At 71.9% G+C, this 21,858-nt stretch carries 19 protein-coding genes; 6 read left to right on the top strand and 13 right to left on the bottom strand.

The window, feature by feature from the left end; genetic code table 11:
- Positions 1–92 precede the first annotated feature (92 nt).
- On the bottom strand, positions 93–386 hold the full coding sequence (locus PV419_RS09180) for a hypothetical protein (protein WP_319687334.1): 294 nt from the start codon (positions 384–386) through the stop codon (positions 93–95).
- Positions 383–1,342: an SPFH domain-containing protein gene (locus PV419_RS09175; RefSeq protein WP_319687333.1), complete on the bottom strand. Its 960-nt coding sequence runs from the start codon at positions 1,340–1,342 to the stop codon at positions 383–385. Before PV419_RS09175 ends, PV419_RS09180 begins: the two co-directional genes overlap by 4 nt.
- A 236-nt stretch (positions 1,343–1,578) precedes the next feature.
- Between PV419_RS09175 and PV419_RS09170 the strand changes: the two genes are divergently transcribed.
- Positions 1,579–3,822, top strand: coding sequence for a transglycosylase domain-containing protein (locus tag PV419_RS09170; RefSeq protein ID WP_319687332.1), 2,244 nt, complete (start codon positions 1,579–1,581; stop codon positions 3,820–3,822).
- Between the two features lie 100 nt (positions 3,823–3,922).
- On the opposite strand, the gene PV419_RS09165 is transcribed toward PV419_RS09170, so the two are convergent.
- The 6 genes from PV419_RS09165 to PV419_RS09140 form a co-directional block, all read right to left on the bottom strand.
- Positions 3,923–6,391: a SpoIIE family protein phosphatase gene (locus PV419_RS09165; RefSeq protein ID WP_319687331.1), complete on the bottom strand. Its 2,469-nt coding sequence runs from the start codon at positions 6,389–6,391 to the stop codon at positions 3,923–3,925.
- Positions 6,392–6,448: 57 nt separating this feature from the next.
- Positions 6,449–7,195 carry a class I SAM-dependent DNA methyltransferase gene (locus PV419_RS09160; RefSeq protein ID WP_415925275.1) on the bottom strand — a complete coding sequence of 249 codons (747 nt, stop codon included), beginning with the start codon at positions 7,193–7,195 and terminating at the stop codon, positions 6,449–6,451.
- Positions 7,196–7,386: 191 nt separating this feature from the next.
- Positions 7,387–8,109 (bottom strand): DUF402 domain-containing protein, encoded by a 723-nt coding sequence (locus PV419_RS09155; protein ID WP_319687329.1) that lies wholly within the window; start codon positions 8,107–8,109, stop codon positions 7,387–7,389.
- Between the two features lie 57 nt (positions 8,110–8,166).
- Positions 8,167–9,558: a class II fumarate hydratase gene (locus tag PV419_RS09150; RefSeq protein WP_319687327.1), complete on the bottom strand. Its 1,392-nt coding sequence runs from the start codon at positions 9,556–9,558 to the stop codon at positions 8,167–8,169.
- A gap of 80 nt (positions 9,559–9,638) precedes the next feature.
- Positions 9,639–11,771, bottom strand: a complete 2,133-nt coding sequence (locus PV419_RS09145) for a bifunctional polysaccharide deacetylase/glycosyltransferase family 2 protein (RefSeq protein ID WP_319687569.1) — start codon at positions 11,769–11,771, stop codon at positions 9,639–9,641.
- A gap of 98 nt (positions 11,772–11,869) precedes the next feature.
- The gene (locus tag PV419_RS09140) at positions 11,870–12,157 is read right to left on the bottom strand and encodes a hypothetical protein (RefSeq protein ID WP_319687325.1); all 288 of its coding nucleotides are present in this window, start codon (positions 12,155–12,157) and stop codon (positions 11,870–11,872) included.
- Positions 12,158–12,326: 169 nt separating this feature from the next.
- On the opposite strand from PV419_RS09140, the gene PV419_RS09135 reads away from it, so the two are divergent.
- Positions 12,327–13,406, top strand: a complete 1,080-nt coding sequence (locus PV419_RS09135) for a chitinase (RefSeq protein WP_319687323.1) — start codon at positions 12,327–12,329, stop codon at positions 13,404–13,406.
- Between the two features lie 16 nt (positions 13,407–13,422).
- Here the strand turns inward: PV419_RS09135 and PV419_RS09130 are convergent, their stop codons facing one another.
- Entirely contained in the window at positions 13,423–15,108 is a 1,686-nt protein-coding gene (locus PV419_RS09130) for a fumarate hydratase (RefSeq protein ID WP_319687321.1), read from the bottom strand.
- 281 nt (positions 15,109–15,389) lie between these two features.
- Here PV419_RS09130 and PV419_RS09125 point away from each other — a divergent pair, with 281 nt between their 5' ends.
- Together PV419_RS09125 and PV419_RS09120 are read left to right on the top strand one after the other, a co-directional pair.
- Positions 15,390–16,058: a DUF1707 domain-containing protein gene (locus PV419_RS09125; protein WP_319687319.1), complete on the top strand. Its 669-nt coding sequence runs from the start codon at positions 15,390–15,392 to the stop codon at positions 16,056–16,058.
- Between the two features lie 149 nt (positions 16,059–16,207).
- A complete protein-coding gene (locus tag PV419_RS09120; protein WP_319687317.1) occupies positions 16,208–16,564 on the top strand; it encodes a WhiB family transcriptional regulator in 357 nt (118 codons plus the stop codon).
- A 111-nt stretch (positions 16,565–16,675) separates the two neighbouring features.
- Here PV419_RS09120 and glpX read toward each other — a convergent pair whose 3' ends face one another.
- Complete coding sequence (gene glpX, locus PV419_RS09115) at positions 16,676–17,707, bottom strand: class II fructose-bisphosphatase (protein WP_319687315.1); 1,032 nt, start codon at positions 17,705–17,707, stop codon at positions 16,676–16,678.
- 170 nt (positions 17,708–17,877) lie between these two features.
- Between glpX and PV419_RS09110 the strand changes: the two genes are divergently transcribed.
- Complete coding sequence (locus PV419_RS09110; protein WP_319687568.1) at positions 17,878–18,417, top strand: DUF4245 domain-containing protein; 540 nt, start codon at positions 17,878–17,880, stop codon at positions 18,415–18,417.
- Positions 18,418–18,483: 66 nt separating this feature from the next.
- On the opposite strand, the gene PV419_RS09105 is transcribed toward PV419_RS09110, so the two are convergent.
- The 3 genes from PV419_RS09105 to xseA all read right to left on the bottom strand — a co-directional run bounded on the left by PV419_RS09105 (position 18,484) and on the right by xseA (position 20,750).
- Positions 18,484–19,074 carry a malonic semialdehyde reductase gene (locus PV419_RS09105; RefSeq protein ID WP_319687313.1) on the bottom strand — a complete coding sequence of 197 codons (591 nt, stop codon included), beginning with the start codon at positions 19,072–19,074 and terminating at the stop codon, positions 18,484–18,486.
- Positions 19,075–19,213: 139 nt separating this feature from the next.
- Positions 19,214–19,519: an exodeoxyribonuclease VII small subunit gene (locus PV419_RS09100; protein ID WP_319687312.1), complete on the bottom strand. Its 306-nt coding sequence runs from the start codon at positions 19,517–19,519 to the stop codon at positions 19,214–19,216.
- A 10-nt stretch (positions 19,520–19,529) separates the two neighbouring features.
- The gene (gene xseA, locus PV419_RS09095) at positions 19,530–20,750 is read right to left on the bottom strand and encodes an exodeoxyribonuclease VII large subunit (protein ID WP_319687310.1); all 1,221 of its coding nucleotides are present in this window, start codon (positions 20,748–20,750) and stop codon (positions 19,530–19,532) included.
- Positions 20,751–20,805: 55 nt separating this feature from the next.
- Here xseA and PV419_RS09090 point away from each other — a divergent pair, with 55 nt between their 5' ends.
- A complete protein-coding gene (locus tag PV419_RS09090; protein ID WP_319687308.1) occupies positions 20,806–21,804 on the top strand; it encodes a 4-hydroxy-3-methylbut-2-enyl diphosphate reductase in 999 nt (332 codons plus the stop codon).
- Positions 21,805–21,858: the final 54 nt, after the last annotated feature.

The following is a 21,858-nucleotide window of genomic DNA, read 5'->3' as shown; positions in this document are numbered from 1 at the left end:
ACATTGCGTGTATAGCTGCGAAGAGGTGGGCGTTTCCGCAGGTGGGAGGCGGTTGGAGGCGGTGGGAGAGGGGTAGCGCCGGGCCCCCGGCGCTACCCCTCGTGGGGGCCCGGCTCCGGGGGCTGGGGGGTACGGGGCGGGCGGCCGCGGCGGGGGATGGGGGCCGCGGCGCGGGGCAGTCGCCCCGCCTCCGCGAGCGCCTTGCGCAGCAGGAACTCGATCTGCGCGTTGGCGCTGCGCAGCTCATCCGCGGCCCAGCGCGCGAGCGCGTCATGTACCGCGGGGTCGAGCCGCAGCAGCACCTGCTTGCGCCGGCGCGGAGCCGGACGCGCGCCCTCGCGCGCGTCCGGCTCCGCGGCTCCGTCCCGCTCGCTCGGATCCGTCACTGGTAGAGCGTGCCCGTGTTGAGGACCGGCTGCGGGGAGCGGTCGCCGCACAGCACGACCATCAGGTTGCTGACCATCGCCGCCTTGCGCTCGTCGTCCAGTTCGACGATCTGCTCCTCGGCGATCCGGGCCAGCGCGGCCTCGACCATGCCGACCGCGCCGTCCACGATCTCGCGGCGGGCCGCGACCACCGCGCCGGCCTGCTGGCGCTGGAGCATCGCGGAGGCGATCTCGGGGGCGTACGCGAGGTGGGTGAAGCGCGACTCGACGATGCGCACCCCGGCCGCCTCGACCCGCGCGTGCAGTTCGGTGGCGAGCTTCTCGGTGATCTCCTCGGCGTTGCCGCGCAGTGACAGCGCGTCCTCGTCGTGCGCGTCGTACGGGTACTCGATGGCGATGTGGCGTACCGCGGCCTCGGTCTGGGTGGAGACGAACTCCAGGAAGTCGTCCACCTCGAACACCGCCTGGGCGGTGTCCTCGACCCGCCAGACGACGACGGCGGCGAGCTCGATCGGGTTGCCGTACGCGTCATTGACCTTCAGTACCGGGGTCTCGTGGTTGCGCACCCGGGTGGAGATCTTCTTGCGGCTGCTGAACGGGTTGACCCAGCGCAGCCCCTCGGTGCGCAGGGTGCCCTTGTAGCGGCCGAAGAGCTGGACGACCCGGGCCTGGCCCGGCGCGATCGTGCACAACCCGCGCATCGCGATCAAGGAGGCGATGAGCACCGCGACGCCGAGGAGGATCAGTGCGGGGTTGCCGTTGTCCTCGTAGTCGTACTCGGAGGTGTCGGACCCGGCGGCGATGAGGATGGGGCCCGCGATCAGACCGGCCAGGCTGAGCAGCAGCGCGAGGCCGCCGCCGATGCTGCGCGCGGGCCGCTCGCGCACCTGGGGCCGGGGTGGGGCGGGTATGTCGGCCGTGGGCGTGATGTCGGGCGTATTGGGTGCATCGGACATGAAGGGTCCCCCGTTTTCGCTGGTGCGTGGGTGGTGCGTGGCCTTGCGGCCTCTAGCAAAGTGATAACACTTTTTGGGCCGAAGGCAACCCCTTGAGGCGGCCGGACGTCAGTTCCTACAGGGCGGGTGCTCTTTGTCACCCTCGGAAAAAGCTTGGTCGATGAGTATTTGACGTCAGTTGCGGTGTTAGCTTCATGAGCTGGGTTGGGGGCTGACGTACGGGAGCAGCGGGAGAAATGGGCAGAGCGGAAGAGCGGCGGGCGCGGCAGAAGAGCGCTCGCAGAGCCAAGAAGGGCGCTAAGAAGACCGGCATACGACGCTTCTTCACCTGGAAGATGGTGCTGGGCTACTTCTTCTCGTTGGCGCTGCTGCTCATCGGCGGCTTCCTGGTGCTCTACATGATGGTCGATGTGCCCAAGGCCAACGCCCTGGCCAAGGCGGAGGCCAACGTCTACAAGTACAGCGACGGCACCATCATGGCGAAGACGGGCAAGATCAACCGTGAGTCCGTACCGCTGGCGAAGATCCCCAAAGAGGTGCAGCACACCTTCGTTGCCGCCGAGAACAAGGACTTCTACACCGACCCCGGCGTCTCCTTCACCGGCACCGCGCGCGGCATCATCAACACGCTCCTGGGCCGGGGCAAGCAGGGCGGCTCGACCATCACCCAGCAGTACGTCAAGAACTACTACCTCAGCCAGGAACAGACCGTCAGCCGCAAGCTGAGGGAGCTGGTGATCTCCCTCAAGGTCGACCAGCAGCAGTCCAAGGACGACATCCTCGCGGGGTACATCAACACCAGCTACTACGGGCGCAACGCGTACGGCATCCAGGCCGCCGCCCGCGCGTACTACAACAAGGACGTCGGGAAGCTCACCGTGGCGCAGGGCGCCTACCTCGCCGCGGTGCTGCAGGCCCCCAGCCAGTACGACTATTCGGTGGCCGGGCCCAACGGCAAGCGGCTGGTCGAGCGGCGCTGGAACTACGTCCTGGACAACATGGTCGAGAAGCACTGGCTGGACGCGGGCGAGCGCGCGGGCCTGAAGTTCCCCAAGCCCAAGCCCCCCCGCCCCGCCACCGGCCTCGACGGCCAGACGGGCTACCTCGTCGAGGCCGCCAAGCAGGAACTGCTCAAGGCCGGGGTGAGCGAGGACGAGCTCGCGGCCGGCGGCTGGACGATCACGCTCAACATCGACAAGAACAAGCAGAAGGACCTGGAGAAGGCGGTCCGCACCCAGCTGACCGACCAGCTCAAGCCGAAGACCCGCCCGGTCGACAAGCACGCCCAGGTCGGCGCGGTCTCGGTGAACCCCGAGAACGGCGCGATCGTGGCGATGTACGGCGGTGCGGGCGCCACCCAGCACTGGACCAACAACGCCACCCGAGAGGACTTCCAGCCCGCCTCGACCTTCAAGCCGCTCATCCTCGCCGCCGCGCTGGAGAACGACTCCACCACCCAGGACGGCCAGCCGATCAGGGCCAACACCGTCTACGACGGCGACAGCAAGCATCCGGTCAAGGACGACGGCGGTGAGGTCGGCTTCGCCCCGCCGAACGAGGACAACAAGGACTACGGTCCGATCAGCGTCCAGACCGCGATGAACAACTCCGTCAACTCGGTGTTCGCGCAGATGGCGGTGGACGTCGGCCTGGACAAGGTCAAGAAGACCGCCACCGAGCTGGGCATGAACCCCAAGGCGGGAGGCTTCGACGTGGCCCCCGCGATGTCGCTGGGCGTCATGGGCGCCAGCCCCAAGGACATGGCCGGTGTCTACGCCACCCTCGACAACCACGGCAGGAAGGTCACCCCCTCGATCCTGAAGTCGGCGGAGAAGGGCGGCGAGAGCGCCGAACTGCCCGACACCACGGGGGACGAGGTGATCAGCCGCACCGCGGCGGACTCCGTGACCTCCGTCCTGACCGGCGTGGTCGACGAGGGCACCGGCTCGGCCGTACGGCGGAAGGGCCAGGCCGTCGCGGGCAAGACCGGCACCTCCGACGAGAACAAGTCCGCGTGGTTCACCGGCTACACCCCCGACCTGGTCACCTCGGTCGGCATGTTCGGCGAGGGCAAGGGCGGCAAGCAGGTGACGCTGACCGGCACCGGCGGCGGCGGACGCGTCAACGGCGGTGGCTACCCGGCCGAGATCTGGGCCGCGTACATGGAAGCGGCGCTCGACGGCAAGGGGACGTCCAAGTTCGACCTGGACACCGACATGGGCGCGGCCGTCCCGCCGCCCACGAGCGCCAGCCCTAGCAGCGCTCCGCCCACCAGCGCGTCGACGGACCCGACGACCTCGGCCCCGCCGACGAGCAAGAGCCCGACGGCCTCATCGAGCCCGCCCACCACCCCGCCGACGACGCCCCCGACCACGAGCGGCGAGCCGCCGACCGACAACACCACCCCGCCGACGACCCCGCCGACCTCGCCCTCGCTGGACACGCGCGGCGGGCGCGCCCGGCTGGGGGGCAACGGGTGACCCCAGACGCCCGATGACCTCGGACGCCTGACACACCGCAGCGGGCGGGGCCTTCGCGGCCCCGCCCGCTGCCGCGTGACGTGCCTGACGGCCGCGTCGGTCAGGACCTCGGCGGCATCGCCAGCTCGAACCACACGACCTTGCCCGTGCTCAGCCGCGTCGCGCCCCACCGCCGCGCCATCCGGTTGACCAGATACAGCCCGCGCCCGCCCTCGTCGGACGGCCGGGCCTGGCGCAGCCGCGGCAGCTGCGGCACATCGTCCCCGACCTCACAGCGCAGTACGTCCGTGCGCAGCAGCCGCAGCGTCACCGGCCGCTCCGCGTACCGCACGGCGTTGGTGATCACCTCGCTGACCAGCAGCTCCACCGCGTCGGTCAGCTCGTCCAGATCCCACCGGGCCAGCGCCCGGCGCGCCAGCCGGCGGGCCTGCCCGGCCGTCTGCGCCTTGGGATCCAGGAACCAGTAGGCGACGTCGCTCGGCGCGATCCCCTCGAAGCGGGCCGCCAGCAGCGCCACGTCGTCGTCCCGGTCGCCCGGGCCGAGCATGTCCAGCACCTCGTCGCACAGCGGCTCCAGCGGCGGCGGATTGGGACCGGTGAGCTGGGCGGTCGCCGTCAGGCGCTCGCGCAGCTGCTCGATCCCGGTCCACACATCCCGCATCCGCGATTCGACGAGACCGTCGGTGTAGAGCATGAGGGTGGCGCCCGCGGGGGCGTCCAGCTCGACCGCCTCGAAGTCGACGCCGCCGACCCCGATCGGCGCGCCCGGCGGCACCCGCAGCACCTCCGCGCGGCCGCCGCGGTGCAGCAGCAGGGGCGGCGGATGGCCGGCGTTGGCGACCACGATGCGGTGCGCGACCGGGTCGTAGACCGCGTACAGGCAGGTCGCCATGCGGTCCGTACCCAGCCGCTGCGCCTGCTCGTCGAGGTGGTGCAGCACCTCCTGCGGCGGCAGGTCGAGCCCGGCCAGGGTCTGTGCGGTGGTGCGCAGCTGGCCCATGATCGCGGCCGAGGTCATGGAGTGGCCCATCACATCGCCGACCACCAGCGCGACGCGGTTGCCCGGCAGCGGGATCGCGTCGTACCAGTCGCCGCCGACCCTCGCCGTCTCGGCGGCCGGGAGGTAGCGGCTGGCCAGCCGCACGCCCGTGGGCTGCGGCAGCGAGTCGGGCAGCATGGTGCGCTGCAGCTCGTCGGCGATGTACACCTCGCGGCCGTACAGCACCGCCTTGTCGACGCCGAGCGCGGTGTGGGTGGCCAGCTGGGCGGCGACCAGCAGGTCGTCCGGCTCGAACGGCGGCCGGTCCGGGCGGCGTACGAACACGGCGGCGCCGATCACCCGGCGCCGCCCCCGCAGCGGCGCCAGGACCGTGCGCTGGCCCGTGGCCACCGACGTGTTCCCGCCGAGCAGTTCGGGCAGCGCGGCCCGGGCGGCCGAGGAGTCGCCGAAGACCGGCCGCACTCCGCGCAGCACCTCGTTCAGCGGGCCGCCCGCCTCCACCTCGCACAGCTCGGCCGCCGGGCCGCCGCCCACGGCGGGTGACAGGTCCGGCTGCGAGGGCAGCAGCGGCAGCCGCCCGCTCTCGGTGTCCGGGTCCAGCGGGATGCGGTCGGTACGGCGCAGCCGCAGCACGACCGGGCCCACCGGGCGCTCGTCGCCGACCGGCAGCGGGTCGCGCAGATAGACCAGGATCGCGTCGGCGAAGGTCGGCACGGTGGCCCGGCACAGGCCCAGCACGATCTCGTCCAGGTCGATGCCGCGCGCGATCCGCCGGGTCGCCGCCCCGACGAACCGCAGCCGGTCCCCGCTCCGGTCCCGTGCGGCGGCCGCCTCGGCGGCGGGCCCGCTCCCCGACGGCACGGGTGGCGCCGTAGGCGCTCCGCCCTCGGGCGGGCGGTAGCCGACCTCGGCCGCGGCCCGGGCGTCGCCCGCCCCGGCCGGCGGGTGCTCGCCCGCGGCCGCGCCGCGCCGGGCGGCTCCCCGGGCGTCGCGGCCGCGCCGCCCGCCCGTGCCGTCGCTCCCCGCGGCCGGGGGTTCGTCGCCGAGGCCGGAATCGCCGTCCCGCGCTCCGGGCCGGCGTGCCGCGCCCCTGGCGGCATTGTGGTCCGCGTCCCACACAGGCTCGCCCTCCGGTGTGCCGTGCTCCGGCTGCGCCGGGTGCTCACTTACCGCGTCACTGGCCGAATCGCCCGCCGCCGGGTCCCGGCGGCCGGGACCAGCCCCGGCCCGCCGCCCCGCCGTACCGCCCCCGCGCTGCGCGGCCCCCTGGCCGCGGCGCCGGCCCGTGGCGGGCCGCTCCTCGGGCGTGGCCCGGCCGCGTGGGCGGGCCACGCCCGGCTCGGCGGCCCCGGGGCCGGGGTCCGCGGCCGGACCCTGGCCGGAGGCCGGGCCGGTCGCGGGGAAGGCCGGGCGTGGCCGTCCACCGTCCGGCTCCTGGCCGGGGGCGGCGGCCCCACGCACGGCGGTCCGCGGGTCCGGGACCGCGCCGTGCGCGTCCTCGGGCGCGCCCGAGGCGGCGGCTGGGCTGGTGGCCTGCCGCTCATTGTGGGAGGTGGGGTGCTCCGTCACGCGTGGGTTTCCATCCGTCCGGGGCCATGCGCCCTGTTCCTCCGGGCGCACCGAGTGTCAGACACGTCGTCGGCAGTGCAGATAGAGCTGGATCTCGGGTGGTACGTCCGTACTGGCCGGGGCGTACGAGTGCGAGTCCTCCCCGGTGATCTCGAAGCCCGCGTCCTGCACGACCCGCCGCAGTTCTTCCCGCAGGTAACCGGATACCCGCACCGAGTTGCCCAGGAACGGGATCGCGAAGTCGTCCACGTCCGCCTCGACCATGGCCAGGGCCAGCAGGCCCCCGGGTCTCAGCAGCCCGCGCAGCGCCCGCAGGGCGTACGGAATCTCCGGGCGCGGCAGCATCAGCAGCGAGAAGAACGCGACGACCGCGTCGAATTCGCCCAAATCCCGCGCCCCGCCCGGCCCGTAACGGCCGCCGGAGCGCAGGTCGACGATGTCCACCTGATGGAAGGTGGCGGTCGGGATGTTGCTCCGGGCCAGCTTGAGCATGCCCGGGGAAATGTCGATGCCCACCACGTCGTGTCCGGCGTCGACGAGCTGACGGGCCGTGGGCAGGCCCGTGCCGCAGCCGACGTCGAGCACCCGGGAGCCGGGCGCGAGGGCGTCGGCCAGCCATCGGCCGACCGCGAGCTGGCCGTCCTTGCGCGGGAACGCCTCGTCGTAGCGGTCGCCGATCGCGTCGAATGCCTCCGCCTGCCCGCTGCGGTCCAGCGCCAGGCGGTCGAAGTCCTCGAACCCCTCGTAGTCGTCGGCGTAGCCGTCGCCGTTCGTGCAGTCCGTGCCTTGTGGGCCTTCCGTCACCGTCACCGGCCCCCCGTCTCCCGCCGCACCGTGGACGCGCCGGCCTCCCTCACCGCTCACGCCTCCGCCCCCTCCTGCGACCGCGTCAGATGTCACGCCACATTCGTGAGTTGCGCCGCTGTCTGGTTTTCACGAGTGCAGTCTTCCGGACGACGATCCTACGTTTGAAACACCGGGGCGCAGCAAGAGGTTCACGACCTCGAGTGCGCCGACGTGCGATACCGGCCGGTACGGACAGCCGGCCGTTGCCAGTCCGCCGGCAGCGCGGGGACGGTCCACGCCGGGTCCGGACGCCAGTCCTCCCAGCCCTCCCGGAACGGCGCTCCCCAGGATTCGATGAGATCGACGGCGGCCCGGCCCGCGGCCCGTACGCGCTCGGCCTGCTCAGGGGTCATCAGGCCGGCACGCTGGGCCTGCGCGAACTCGTCCTCGTCCTTCCATTCCCAGCTGCGGTCCGGGTAGACCGCGATGTCCAGGAAGTGGTCCTCCGAGTCGATGCCGCCGCTCCAGCGCAGCCGCGGCTCCTCCAGGTTCACGTACCAGTTCTTGAACCGCCAGTCGCGCTCCCAGAACAGCCACACCGACCACGGCTCACCGGGCCGGGCGAGCTTGAGGACCCCGGTGCCCAGCCACGAGGACAGGGCGGTGGTGCGCGGCTTGGTGTAGCGGGTGGACAGCGGCTCGAGGTGGACCGAGGTGCCGTCGGTGAGCTGCGGCTTGACGCAGGCGGTGCCGGGCGCGAGCCAGACGGCGAGCAACTCCGCGGTGTCCTGGACGACGGTCACGGGGCGACAGATGTGGATGTGCTCGGTGCGCTCGGCGGCGTTGGCGCGGTAGCGCCAGAGGATATGGTCCCCCGGCGCCCATCGAGCGGTGTCCGCCGTTCCCGTCGTCTCCACGATGTCCGCTGTCATGAGCAGATCTTAGGCGGGCGGGCGGCACCACGCCGTGACCTGTACCGCAACACCGCGTTACGGGTGGGTCATCCGCAACACGTCGAGCGCCTCGTCCAACTGCTCCAGAGTCAGCAGCCCGCGCTCCACGTACCCCGACTCCAGGACCACCTCGCGGATGGTCTTCCGCTCGGCCAGCGACTTCTTGGCCACCTTCGCCGCCTCCTCGTAGCCCAGGTAGCGGTTGAGGGGGGTGACGACGGAGGGGGAGGACTCCGCGTACTCGCGGGCGCGCTCCACGTTGGCGGTGATCCCGTCGACCGTGCGGTCCGCCAGCAGCCGGGAGGCGGTCGCGAGCAGCCGGACGGACTCCAGCAGGTTCTTGGCGATGACCGGGAGCATCACATTGAGCTCGAAGTTCCCGGCCGCCCCGGCCCAGGCCACGGTCGCGTCGTTGCCCGTGACCTGGGCGGCGACCATGAGCACCGCCTCGGGGATCACCGGGTTGACCTTCCCCGGCATGATCGAGGAACCGGGCTGCAGATCGGGCAGGGCGATCTCGGCAAGCCCCGTGCGCGGCCCGGACGCCATCCAGCGCAGATCGTTGGCGATCTTGGTGAGGGAGACCGCCAGGGTGCGCAGCTGACCGGAGGCCTCCACCAGGCCGTCGCGCGCGCCCTGCGCCTCGAAGTGGTTGCGGGCCTCGGTGAGCGGCAGCCCGGTGGCGCGGGCCAGCTCGGCGATGACGGCGGCGGAGAAGCCGGGCGGGGTGTTGATGCCGGTGCCCACGGCGGTGCCGCCCAGGGGCAGTTCGGCCAGCCTGGGCAGCGCGGCGCGCAGCCGCTCGACCCCGTAGCGGACCTGGGCGGCGTATCCGCCGAACTCCTGGCCCAGCGTCACCGGCGTCGCGTCCATCAGATGCGTACGGCCCGCCTTGACGACGTCCGCGAACTCCTCCGCCTTGCGCTCCAGCGCCGCCGCGAGGTGGTCCAGCGCCGGGATCAGGTCGGCGGTGACGGCCGCGGTGGCCGCGATGTGGATGGAGGAGGGGAAGACGTCATTGGACGACTGGCTGGCGTTGACGTGGTCGTTGGGGTGGACGTCGCGGCCCAGGCGCTCGCTCGCGAGGGTGGCCAGCACCTCGTTCATGTTCATGTTGGAGGAGGTGCCCGAGCCGGTCTGGAAGACGTCGACGGGGAAGTGGTCGTCCCAGCGGCCCTCGGCGACCTGCGCCGCCGCGTCCGCGATCGCCGCCGCGACCTCGTCCTCGACCACGCCGAGCGCCGCGTTGACCTGGGCGGCCGCGGCCTTGATCCGCGCCAGCGCCTCGATGTGCGCACGCTCCAGACGCTGCCCGCTGACGGGGAAGTTCTCCACCGCCCGCTGGGTCTGGGCGCGCCACTTGGCGTGCGCCGGGACCCGCACCTCACCCATGGAATCGTGCTCGATGCGGTACTTCTCGTCGGACATACGGGCCCACCTCCACTGTGCACAGCACCCACTCAGCCCGCCGTGTTCCCGCATGGGCCCCGGTGATCGCGTGAGCCGGGTCACCGTACGGCTTTGGACGTCGGTGTGCGGGGGGTGTCCACCTCGCCGGTGCGCCGCAGCTTCTGCCACGGCAGCAGGGCGCCGGTCGCGGCGGTGACACAGGAGTGCAGCAGCACCAGGTACATCAGCTGCCGGTAGGCGATCTGCTGCAGCGGCAGCGCCAGCAGCGGACCGTACCGCTCGCCGTCCAGCCGGAAGGCGTACGCCGCGCCGAGCAGCTGCGCCAGCATCAGCGCCGACCACGCCAGCAGCGCCTTCACCGGGTCGATGAAGACCGCCCCGTACAGCGTGAACAGGTCGATCAGCGGCGCGCACAGCGGCGCGACCACCTGGAAGAGGACCACCAGCGGCATCCCGACCCGGCCGAAGCGCCCCGAGGGGCCCCGGTCGACCAGTGAACGGCGGTGCTTCCACAGCGCCTGCATGGTGCCGTAGCTCCAGCGGTAGCGCTGCCGCCACAGCTGGCCCAGCGAGCCGGGCGCCTCGGTCCAGGCGCGGGCGCTGTCCTGGTAGACGACGCGCCAGCCGGCCCGGTGCAGGGCGATCGTGATGTCGGTGTCCTCGGCCAGGGTGTCGGCGCTCATGCCGCCCACGTCCAGCAGGGCGCGGCGGCGGAAGGCGCCGATCGCGCCGGGGATGGTGGGCATGCAGCGCAGCAGGTCGTACATCCGCCGGTCGAGGTTGAAGCCCATCACATATTCGATGTGCTGCCAGGCGCCGATCAGGCCGGAGCGGTTGCCGACCTTGGCGTTGCCCGCGACCGCGCCGACGCCCGGGTCGGCGAAGGGGCGGACCAGCTCGCGTACGGTGCCGGGCTCGAAGACGGTGTCGCCGTCCATCATCACGATCAGGTCGGAGCGGGCCTCGGCGATGCCGTGGTTGAGGGCCGCGGCCTTGCCCGCGTTCTTCTGCCGCAGCACCCGTACGTTCGGCAGGTCCAGGGCCGCGACGATCTCGGCGGTGCCGTCGGTCGAGCCGTCGTCCACGACCAGGATCTCGATCGGGTGGGTGCTGGCGGCCAGCGACTTCACCGTATTGGCGATGCACTCCTTCTCGTTGTACGCGGGCACGATCACACTCACCGGCTCGACCACCGCCCGCCCCCAGGTGAAGCGCCGCCGGTCGCGGGCGCGCCGGTGCCACCAGGCCAGCACCACCATCATCAGCAGCCGGGCGAGCACCGCGAAACCCACCACGGCCAGCAGCCAGGCCAGCCCCGGCATGGCGAACTGGGTGAGCGCCGCCGCCCAGATCAGGGCCCGGCCCTGCCATACGCGCGCCCCGTCGGCCGGGTGGACGGCGGCCTCGGCGCCGAGCGCCCCGGTGACCGTGGTGAAGGTGTAGCCCTTCGCCTTCATCCGCTCGATGTACGTCCCCAGCGCCCGGACGGTCCGCGAGCGGTCGCCGCCCGCGTCGTGGAAGAGCACGGCGGCGCCCTTCCCGGCCTCCGGGGTGGCATTGCGGACGATCCGCTCGACCGCCGGGCGCTGCCAGTCCCGGCTGTCGACGTCGATGAACGCGCTGATGTAGCCCCGGTCGCCCAGATACCGCTGGACCGGCCAGGTCCGGTCGTCGAGCGCGCCGAGCGTCGAGGCGTACGGGGCGCGGAAGAGCGAGCTGCTGATCCCGGCCGCGCCGGCCAGCGCCAGCTGGGACTGCGCCAGCTCGCGGTCCACCCGGTCGCGGTCCTGGTAGGCGAGGTCGGCGTGGGTGAAGGTGTGCACGCCGATCTCATGGCCGCCGGTCCGGATCCGGCGCACCAGGGAGGGGTTGCGGACCACCATCTGGCCGAGCACGAAGAAGGTGCCCGGCACGTCGTGTTCGCGCAGCACCTTCAGGATCTTGGGGGTCCAGTGGGGATCCGGGCCGTCATCGAAGGTCAGCGCGATGGTCCGGGCCGGGATGCGGTGGCCGGTGGGCCTGCCGTGGTTGTCGAAGGTGAGCACCGGGCCTCCGGTGCGGACCCGGTGGGGGACGTCGTGGGCGTGGTACACGCGGTGCACCCGGGCGTCGTTGCCGACCTCGGCGTGCAGATAGCCGTCCAGCAGCATCCCGCAGACCAGCGCGACCAGGGTGGCCACCCCGAGCACCATGCGCAGCCGGGGGACGGCGTGCCGCCCGGCGGCGGCCATCCGGGACACCGTGCGCCGGGGCACCCGCGAGGGGCGGGGCTGGGGCAGGGGCGCCGCCGGGTGCCTGCGGCGGCGCGGGCGCGGCAGCCTGCCGCCGCTCATCGCGCCCCGGCCTCCGTCCGGCGGTCGGCGTGCCGGTCGGCCGGGTCGGTGGCGGCGCCGGGGCCGGGGGCCAGGGTGTCGGGGGCGACGGAGGTGCCGCCCGAGAAGCCCGCTCCCAGGAGGGCCGTGTATCCGAGCACCGCGGCCCCCGCGATGACGCCAGCTTGCCGCAACAGGCGGGCACGGCGCCCGGAGAGGTCCACGAACACGGGCCCCGCCGTGGCGTCGTCCGCGGCGAGGAGGCGCGCCGGCGTGCGCTCGGCCACGTCTGACTGAGGGTCCATGAGCCAGAGGCTAGTGCAGCAAATAGGATTTACCGCATATACATAAACAGTGCGGTGTGTCATAACTCATGATGGTTTGTTCGGTGTGGGAGTTTTTAATGGCGGCCGAGGCGCCGCCGCCGACCAAGGGGCGCGCCCGGCTTCCCGTACCGGAAGGAGAGCACGTCGCGTGAGGGCCATCTCCACCCCGCGCCTGGGCGGCTGCACCATGCTCGCCGCGGCCGTCTGCGCCGCCGTCGCCGTATGGGCCGGCGGCGAGCGGCCGCCCCCACGGCTCGCGTCCCCGACCGCGCATCCGACCGGACAGTCGCCCACACCCTCGCCCACACACTCGCCCGCGCCCCCGGTGGCCCGGGGCCCCGCCGACGTCCCGTTGGTGCCGTACGTCAGCGCCTGGGCGGCCTCCGGGTACGACATGGCCGCGGCCGCCGCACGCGGCGTCAAGGAGTTCACCCTGGGGTTCGTCATCGCGGGCGGAGGCTGCGCCCCCGTCTGGGACGGCGGGATCCCGCTGGCCGACCGGGCCCTGACCGCCCGGATCGCCGCCGTACGCCGGGCCGGCGCCGAGGTGCGGGTCTCCTTCGGCGGCGCGGCCGGGCGGGAACTGGCCACGGCCTGCGCCGACGTGACCGAACTCGCCACCGCCTACGCCGCGGTGATCGACCGTTACGGCCTCACCAAAGCCGACTTCGACATCGAGGGCGCCACCCTCGCCGACCCCGTCTCCGCCACCCGCCGGGCGCAGGCCATCGCGCTGCTCCAGCGCGCCCGCCCCGGCCTGGACGTCTCCTTCACCCTGCCCGCCATGCCCTACGGCCTGACCGACGACAGCAGCGCCCTGCTCGCCAACGCCCGGGCCCAGGGCGTCGACGTCTCGGGCGTGAACATCATGGCCATGAACTACGGCGGCGAGCACACCGGCGACATGGGCCGGTACGCCGTCCAGGCCGCCATCAACGCCCACGGCCGAATTCGCGGCGTCCTCGGCCTCTCCGAGGCCGCGGCCTGGAAGACCCTCACCGTGACCCCGATGATCGGGGTCAACGACGTCTCCGGAGAGGTCTTCACGCTCGAGGACGCCGCCGGGCTCGCCCGGTTCGCCGCGGCCAAGGGCATCGGCCGGCTGTCCATGTGGTCCGCGGAGCGCGACCGCCCCTGCCCCGCACGCGCGGGCGCCCCCGGGCCGGACCCCGCCTGCAGCGGCGTGGCCCAGCGCCCGGGGGCGTTCGAGTCGGTGCTGGCCGGATGACCCGGCCCGGCGGGGGTCAGCCCCCCGGCCGGACCGGGATGCTGGTGACGAACGGCTGGGACGGACCCGGGTCGGTGAAGAAGTCGTTCCCCTTGTCGTCCACGACCACGAACGCCGGGAAGTCCTCCACCTCGATCTTCCAGACCGCCTCCATACCCAGCTCCGCGTACTCCAGGACCTCCACCTTCTTGATGCAGTCCTGGGCCAGCCGCGCCGCCGGGCCGCCGATCGAGCCGAGGTAGAAGCCGCCGTGCGTCTGGCAGGCATCGGTGACCTGCCGGGAGCGGTTCCCCTTGGCCAGCATGACGTACGAGCCACCGGCCGCCTGGAACTGCTCCACGTACGCGTCCATGCGGCCGGCCGTCGTCGGCCCGAAGGACCCGGAGGCGTAGCCCTCGGGGGTCTTGGCCGGGCCCGCGTAGTAGACGGCGTGGTCGCGCAGGTACTGCGGCATCTCCTCGCCCGCGTCCAGCCGCTCCTTGATCTTCGCGTGCGCGATGTCGCGGGCGACGACCAGCGGGCCGGTGAGCGAGAGCCGGGTCTTGACCGGGTACTTGGTCAGCTCCGCCCGGATCTCGTCCATCGGGCGGTTGAGGTCGATGCGGACCACGTCGTCGTCCGACAGGTGCTCGTCGGTGGTCTCCGGCAGGTACCTGGCCGGGTCGGTCTCCAACTGCTCCAGGAAGACGCCCTCGGGCGTGATCTTCGCCAGGGCCTGACGGTCGGCGGAGCAGGAGACCGCGATGGCCACCGGGCAGGACGCGCCGTGACGGGGCAGCCGGACCACCCGTACGTCATGGCAGAAGTACTTGCCGCCGAACTGCGCGCCGATCCCGATCCGCTGCGTCAGCTCGAAGACCTTCTCCTCCAGCTCCTTGTCGCGGAAGCCGTGACCGGTGGGGGAGCCTTCGGTGGGCAGCTCGTCCAGGTAGTGCGCCGAGGCGTACTTCGCGGTCTTGAGCGCGTACTCCGCGCTGGTGCCGCCGACCACGATCGCCAGGTGGTACGGCGGGCAGGCCGCCGTACCCAGCGAGCGGATCTTCTCCTCCAGGAACTTCATCATCGAGGCCTCGTTGAGGACCGCCTTCGTCTCCTGGTAGAGGAAGGACTTGTTCGCCGAGCCGCCGCCCTTGGCCATGAAGAGGAACTTGTACGCGCCGCCGTCGGTCGCGTACAGCTCGATCTGGGCGGGCAGGTTGGAGCCGGTGTTCTTCTCCTCCCACATGGTCAGCGGGGCCATCTGGGAGTAGCGCAGGTTGAGCTTGGTGTACGCGTCGTACACGCCGCGCGACAGGGCCTCCTCGTCGCCACCCTCGGTCAGCACGTTCTGCCCGCGCTTGCCCATCACGATGGCGGTGCCGGTGTCCTGGCACATCGGGAGCACGCCCGCGGCCGCGATGTTGGCGTTCTTCAGCAGGTCCAGCGCGACGAAGCGGTCGTTGGGGCTGGCCTCGGGGTCGTCCAGGATGCGGCGCAGCTGGGCGAGGTGGGCGGGGCGCAGATAGTGCGAGATGTCATGCATCGCCTCGGCCGCGAGCTTGCGCAGCGCCTCCGGCTCGACCTTGAGGAACGTGCGCCCGCCGGTCTCGAAGGTGCTCACGCCCTCGGAGGTCACCAGGCGGTAGGGCGTGGTGTCCTCGCCCAGGGGCAGCAGGTCCGAATAGGCGAATGCCGGCTGGGCGGGCGGGGGGACAGGGGGCATCGCGGCCATTCCTCACTCGACGGGGCTACGGCTGACATCGTCGACAGCGCACACCAGCGTAGAACGGGGCCGTACGGCCGGATCTGTGAGGTAGGGCTCACCTGTCCCCATCCGTCGAGTCGCCGCGAAGCCTCGTCGCGATGTAGCCCGTTTTGGGACGGCTGTCCTCGCACTGCTCGGCCCTGGGGGCCTCCCAGGCTTCGGCCGGCCGCGCCGGACTCCGTCCGTCGAGTCGCCGCGAAGCCTCGTCGCGATGTATCGCGACTGGGTACTCTGGCCGGGTGACTGAGCAGCAGCCGGTGCCCCTGACGAAAACCGCCCCCGTGCCCGTGTCCGCCGCGGAGTTGCGTGCCTCGGACGCGGACCGCGACGGGATCGCGGACATCCTGCGCGAGGCGCTGGCCGAGGGCAGGCTCGATCCCGAGGAGCACGCGGAGCGGATCGACGCGGTCTACCGGGCCAAGACCGTGGGTGAGCTGGAGCCCCTGGTCCGCGATCTGCCCGCGGTCGCGAGGGGCGGCCGGGCCGCCGCCCCGGCGCCGGGGTCGGGCGGCCTGGGGCGGCAGGGGCCCCGCGCCCTCCCCGCCTCCGACAACCTGACGGCGGTCTTCGGCGGCGCGGTGCGCAAGGGCCGCTGGCGGGTCAGGCGCACCACCAATGCCTTCGCGCTGTTCGGCGGCGTCGAAATCGACCTGACCGAGGCGCTGTTCGAGCACCGGGAGATCGTCATCAAGGTCTGCGCCATCTTCGGCGGAGTCGAGATCAAGGTCCCCGAGAACGTCACGGTCAGCGGCGACGGCGCGGGCATTTTCGGCGGATTCGACATCAAGACGTACGAGGCGCCGGACCCGGAAGCCCCGGCCATCGAGGTGCGCGGATTCGCTTTCTTCGGCGGTGCCGAGGTCAAACGCAAGCGCGGAAAACGCCTGAAGAACCTACGTTCATATTGAATTCCCGGCTGGGGCAACGGTGTGCATAAGCACGCGCACAGCGGGTAAGGCTTGGTGCATCGTCTCCCGTACGGCTGATGGGGGTGCTAACGGGCCGTACGGGCCAGGCGGGCAAGGGTGACCACCGGAGCCGTCGTCAGGAGTAGACCGTGCTGCAACCGCATCAGCCCCTGCTGGACGCCGCCGTGCCCCCGCAGCGCATCCCCGCTCGGGATCAGGCAGGGCCCTGGCACTCGGAGGCGGTGTGCCGCCGGGACGAGGCCGGGCTGTTCTTCGCTCCCTCGAAGGAGCCCACGGCTGCGCGGCTGTCGCGGGAGGAGGCGGCCAAGCGCGTCTGCGCGCGCTGCCCGGTCATGGTGGAGTGCCGCGAGCACGCCCTGCTGCAGCCGGAGCCGTACGGGGTGTGGGGCGGGCTGACCGCGGCCGAGCGCCGCGTCGTGCTGGCCCGCCGGCGGCGCCGCGAGTCGGAGCTGCAGCGCGCCGTGCGGGTGGCTGCCGCCGGCTGACCGAGCCCCCGGCGGGGGCACCTCCCAGCGGTAGCTGGGGGAGAACCGAGCCTGGAAAAAGAGGGGCCGGGCCCCGCCGGGGAGGAGGGGCCCGCCCGTAGGCGCTTTTCGCTAGCGTGCGCGGTCGAAGTCGACCGAGGCGTAGGCGCGCAGCTTGGACAGCCGGTGGACCGAGTCGATCTGCCGGATGGTCCCCGACTTGGAGCGCATCACCAGCGACTGGGTGGTCGCGGTCTCCGCGCGGTACCGCACCCCGCGCAGCAGATCGCCGTCGGTGATGCCGGTGGCCACGAAGAACACGTTGTCGCCGCTGACCAGGTCGTCCGTCTCCAGCACCTGGTCGAGGTCATGGCCCGCGTCGATCGCGCGCTGCCGCTCCTCGTCGTCCTTGGGCCACAGCTGGGCCTGGATGGTGCCGCCCAGACACTTGATCGCGCAGGCCGCGATGATGCCCTCCGGCGTACCGCCGATGCCCAGCAGCAGGTCCGCGCCGGCGCCCTCGCGCGCGGCCATGATCGCGCCGGCGACATCGCCGTCGGAGATGAACTTGATCCGGGCGCCCGCCTCCCGGATCTCCTTGACGATGTTCTCGTGCCGGGGCCGGTCGAGTACGACCACCGTGACGTCCTCGGGGCTGGACTTCTTCGCCTTCGCGATCCGGCGGATATTGACGCCCGGCGGGGCGGTGATGTCGACGTACTCGGCCGCCTCGGGGCCGGTGGCCAGCTTGTTCATATAGAAGACCGCGGACGGGTCGAACATGGTGCCGCGATCGGCGACGGCCAGGACGGACACCGCGTTCGCCATGCCCTTGGCGGTGAGTGTGGTGCCGTCCACCGGGTCCACGGCCACGTCGCACTCGGGGCCGGTCCCGTCGCCTACGCGCTCTCCGTTGAAGAGCATGGGCGCTTCGTCCTTCTCGCCTTCGCCGATCACCACGATGCCGTTCATCGACACGGTGTGGACGAGGGAGCGCATGGCCTTCACGGCGGCGCCGTCGGCGCCGTTCTTGTCGCCGCGTCCCACCCAGCGACCGGAGGCCATGGCGCCGGCCTCGGTGACCCGGACGAGCTCCAGTGCCAGGTTGCGGTCGGGGGCCTCGGGGCTGACTTCCAGCTGGGACGGCAGATGATGCTCGGTCATCGGATCGCACCTTTCTGTACGGCGACGGCCGGATGTGAGGGTGATTGTGCGTTGTGCGGGAGCTGGGGACAGCCCCCCGAAAAGCACAGTATCCGCTGATTACGAATGTGAGCAGAGGGCCCCACGCATGAGCACGACTGCCATGAGGGACGATAGGGGGCGTGGCAGGTATGCGAGGCAAAGAGACGGTGCGGGACATGGTGCTGTCGCTGGCGGCGATAGGCGCCGTCGCAGCGGGCATCTACGTCTTCGCCATTCCGCACGACGACAGCAAGAATCCGCTGAAGACGGTCGACTACAGGGTAGAGCTGATCACCGCCCGGCGCGCGGCGCCGTACCCGGTGGCCGCGCCGGAGCCCGGCAGCCTGCCCAAGGGCTGGCGCGCGACCTCGGTGACGTACGGGCCCGTGCCGTCGTCGCAGGCGGAGGGCACGGCCTGGCACCTCGGCTTCCTCACCCCGGAGGAGGACTACGTCGCGGTCGAGCAGAGCGACGCCAAGGCGGGGCCGTACGTCGCCGACGTCACTCAGCGGGCGAAGAAGACGGACAAGACGCAGCGGATCGACGGCAAGGAGTGGGTCCGCTACAAGGGCGACAAGTACGACGCGCTGGTGAGTGCGGAGCCGGGCGTGACCACGGTGGTCACCGGCACGGCGTCGTTCGGGCAGCTGACGGAAATGGCCGCCGCGCTCAGCGCGAAGAAGGGCTGAGCACGACGGCCGACCGCCCCGCCGGGGGAGCGGGGCGGAACGGGGGCCTCTTTTGGGCGGGGCCCCTCAGACCGCGGTCACGACCTGGTCGTAGGGCAGCCGCGGGCTGCGCGGGAACGAGGCGTTCTCGCCGGGCTTGCCGATGTTGATGATCATCAGCGGGGTGTGGTCGTCGTCCAGGAACTCCTTCTGCACACCGGCCGCGTCGAAGCCCGTCATCGGGCCGGCGGCGAGACCGGCGGCGCGGATGCCCAGGATGAAGTAGCCGGCCTGGAGCGAGGCGTTCAGCCCCGCGGCCTGCTCGCGGGCGGCGCGCTCGGCGAAGAAGACGTCCTTGGCCTGCGGGAAGTGCGGGAAGAGGGTGGGGAGCTCCTCGTGGAACTCGTTGTCCGCGGCGAGGATCGCGACCAGCGGGGCGGTGGCGGTCTTGGCCTGGTTGCCCTCGGCCATGTGCGGAGCCAGGCGCTCGCGGGCCTCGGCGGAGCGGACCAGCACGACGCGCAGGGGTGACTGGTTGAAGGCGGTGGGGGCGTACTTGACCAGGTCGTAGATCGCCTGGACCTGCTCGTCGGTCACCGGCTCGTCGGTGAAGGTGTTGGCGGTGTGGGCCTCGCGGAAGAGGAGGTCCTGGGCAGCGGGGTCGAGGGCGAGAGACATGGGCGTGAACAACCTTCTGTGTGCTGTGTTGCTGTGGGGGTGTTGCTGACGAAGCCCCACCATACGCGACTTAGGTTAATGTTCAACTAAGTCGCGGACGGGGTGCTCCGAATCACAGCGCCATGCCGAACGCCGCTTGTCAGCTCCCGCTGTCCCCCTCGCCCCCGTCCCCCTTGCCTTCGTCCCCCTCCGCCGTCTCGGCCAGAGCCGCGTCCAGCCGCGCCCGGGCGCCCTCCAGCCAACGGCGGCAGACCTTCGCCAGCTCCTCGCCGCGCTCCCAGAGGGCCAGCGACTCCTCCAGGGTCGTCCCGCCCGCCTCCAGGCGGCGCACGACCTCGACCAGCTCGTCGCGCGCCTGCTCATAGCCGAGCGTGGACGCCTCGGCCGGGCTCCCGGCCGCCTTCGCCTGCTCTGCCTTCTCGTCCTTCTCTTGGGTCCTCGCCATGACGCACAGCCTATTCAGAGGGGCTGACAACGGCGCGGACCGTGAAGTCGCCCTCGGCGACCCGCGCCCTGAGTTCCTCGTCCGCGCTCACCTCGGCCGCTGCCCGCACCACCGACCCGTCCGCGTGCTGCAGCACCGCATAGCCGCGCCGCAGCGTCGCGGCGGGGGACAGGGCCACCACCCGGGCGTGGGTGTGCGTCAGTTCCGAGTCCGCCCGGTCCAGCAGATGCCCAAGGCAGCGGCGGCCGCGGTCGAGCAGCCCCGAGACCTGCTCCGCCCGCTCGTCCACCATGCGGCGCGGCTGCCGCATGCACGGCCGGGCCAGCGCCGCCGCGAGCCCCCGCTCCTCCCGGTCGATCAGGCCGCGCGCGCTGCGCAGCGCGCGCTCGCGCAGCTGCTGGATCCGGACCAGCTCCTCGCCCACGTCCGGCACGACCTTCTTGGCCGCGTCGGTGGGTGTGGAGGCGCGCAGGTCGGCGACCAGGTCCAGCAGCGGGGAGTCCGGCTCGTGGCCGATCGCCGAGACCACCGGGGTGGCGCAGGCCGCCACGGCCCGTACCAGCTGCTCGTCGGAGAAGGGCAGCAGGTCCTCCACGCTGCCGCCGCCGCGCGCCACGATGATCAGGTCCACGTCCGGCAGCGCGTCCAGCTCCTGGACCGCCTCGATCACCTGCGGCACGGCATGGACGCCCTGCACCGCGACATTGCGCACCTCGAAGCGGACCGCGGGCCAGCGCAGCCGCGCGTTCTCCAATACGTCGCGCTCGGCCGCCGAGGCCCGCCCGCAGACCAGCCCTATCAGCTGCGGCAGGAACGGCAGCGGCTTCTTCCGGCCGGCCGCGAACAGTCCCTCCGCCGCCAGCGACTTCTTCAGCAGCTCCAGCCGGGCCAGCAGCTCCCCGACCCCGACCGGCCGGATCTCGGCGGCCCGCAAGGACAGCTGGCCGCGCGGCGCGTACCACTCCGGTTTGGCGTGCACCACCACCCGCGCGCCCTCGGTGACCGTGTCCGCGACCTTGTCGAAGACGGCGCGGAAGCAGGTGACGGTGAGCGAGATGTCGTACGAGGGGTCGCGCAGCGTCAGAAACACCACCCCGGCGCCGGGGCGCCGGGACAGCTGGGTGATCTGCCCCTCGACCCACACCGCCCCGAGCCGATCGATCCACCCCCCGATCAATCGGGACACCTCGCCGACCGGGATCGGCGTCTCCGCGGACGTGTTGACAGCCATGTGCGCGAGCGTATCGGCCGCCACTGACAATGACCCGGGTCCATGGCCCCCTACCATGGTGAACATGACTGCAACGACAGCCCGCCGGGTCCTGCTCGCGGCCCCCCGTGGCTATTGCGCCGGCGTGGACCGTGCCGTGATCGCCGTCGAGAAGGCCCTCGAGCAGTACGGGGCGCCGATCTACGTGCGCAAGGAGATCGTCCACAACAAGTACGTCGTGCAGACCCTCGAGAAGAAGGGCGCGATCTTCGTCGACGAGACGGAGGAGGTACCCGAGGGATCCATCGTGATCTTCTCGGCCCACGGCGTCGCACCCGTCGTCCACGAGGAGGCCAAGCAGCGCCGGCTCGCCACCATCGACGCGACCTGCCCGCTGGTCACCAAGGTCCACAAGGAAGCCGTCCGGTTCGCCAAGGAGGACTACGACATCCTCCTGATCGGCCACGAGGGCCATGAGGAGGTCATCGGCACCAGCGGCGAGGCGCCCGACCACATCACCCTCGTCGACGGCCCGGGGGATGTGGGACACGTTCAGGTCCGCGACGAGTCCAAGGTCGTCTGGCTGTCCCAGACCACGCTCTCCGTCGACGAGACGATGGAAACGGTGGACGCGCTCAAGGAGCGGTTCCCGGCGCTGATCAGCCCGCCCAGCGACGACATCTGCTACGCCACGCAGAACCGCCAGACCGCGATCAAGCAGGTGGCTGCCGAGGCCGACCTCGTCATCGTCGTCGGCTCCAAGAACTCCTCCAACTCGGTGCGGCTGGTCGAGGTCGCCCTCGGCGCCGGCGCCAAGGCCGGGCATCTGGTCGACTTCGCCAGTGAGATCGATGAGGCCTGGCTGGAGGGCGTGGCGACAGTCGGCGTGACCTCGGGCGCCTCGGTGCCGGACGTGCTGGTCGAGGGCGTGCTGGAGTGGCTGGCGGAGCGCGGCTTCGGGGATGTCGAGGTCGTCCAGCCGATGCAGGAGAGCCTCACCTTCTCGCTGCCCAAGGAACTGCGCCGCGACCTGAGGGCCGAGGCGGCGGACGCCACCCCCTCCGAGAACCTCTAGCCTTCTGATCATGCATCCGACGCACACCGCACCGCAGCAGCCCGAGCCCGCCGC

Origin of the sequence: Streptomyces sp. ME19-01-6 (genome assembly GCF_033793745.1) — a bacterium.
Lineage (GTDB): Bacteria > Actinomycetota > Actinomycetes > Streptomycetales > Streptomycetaceae > Streptomyces.
This window is presented reverse-complemented; position numbering and strand designations above follow the sequence as displayed.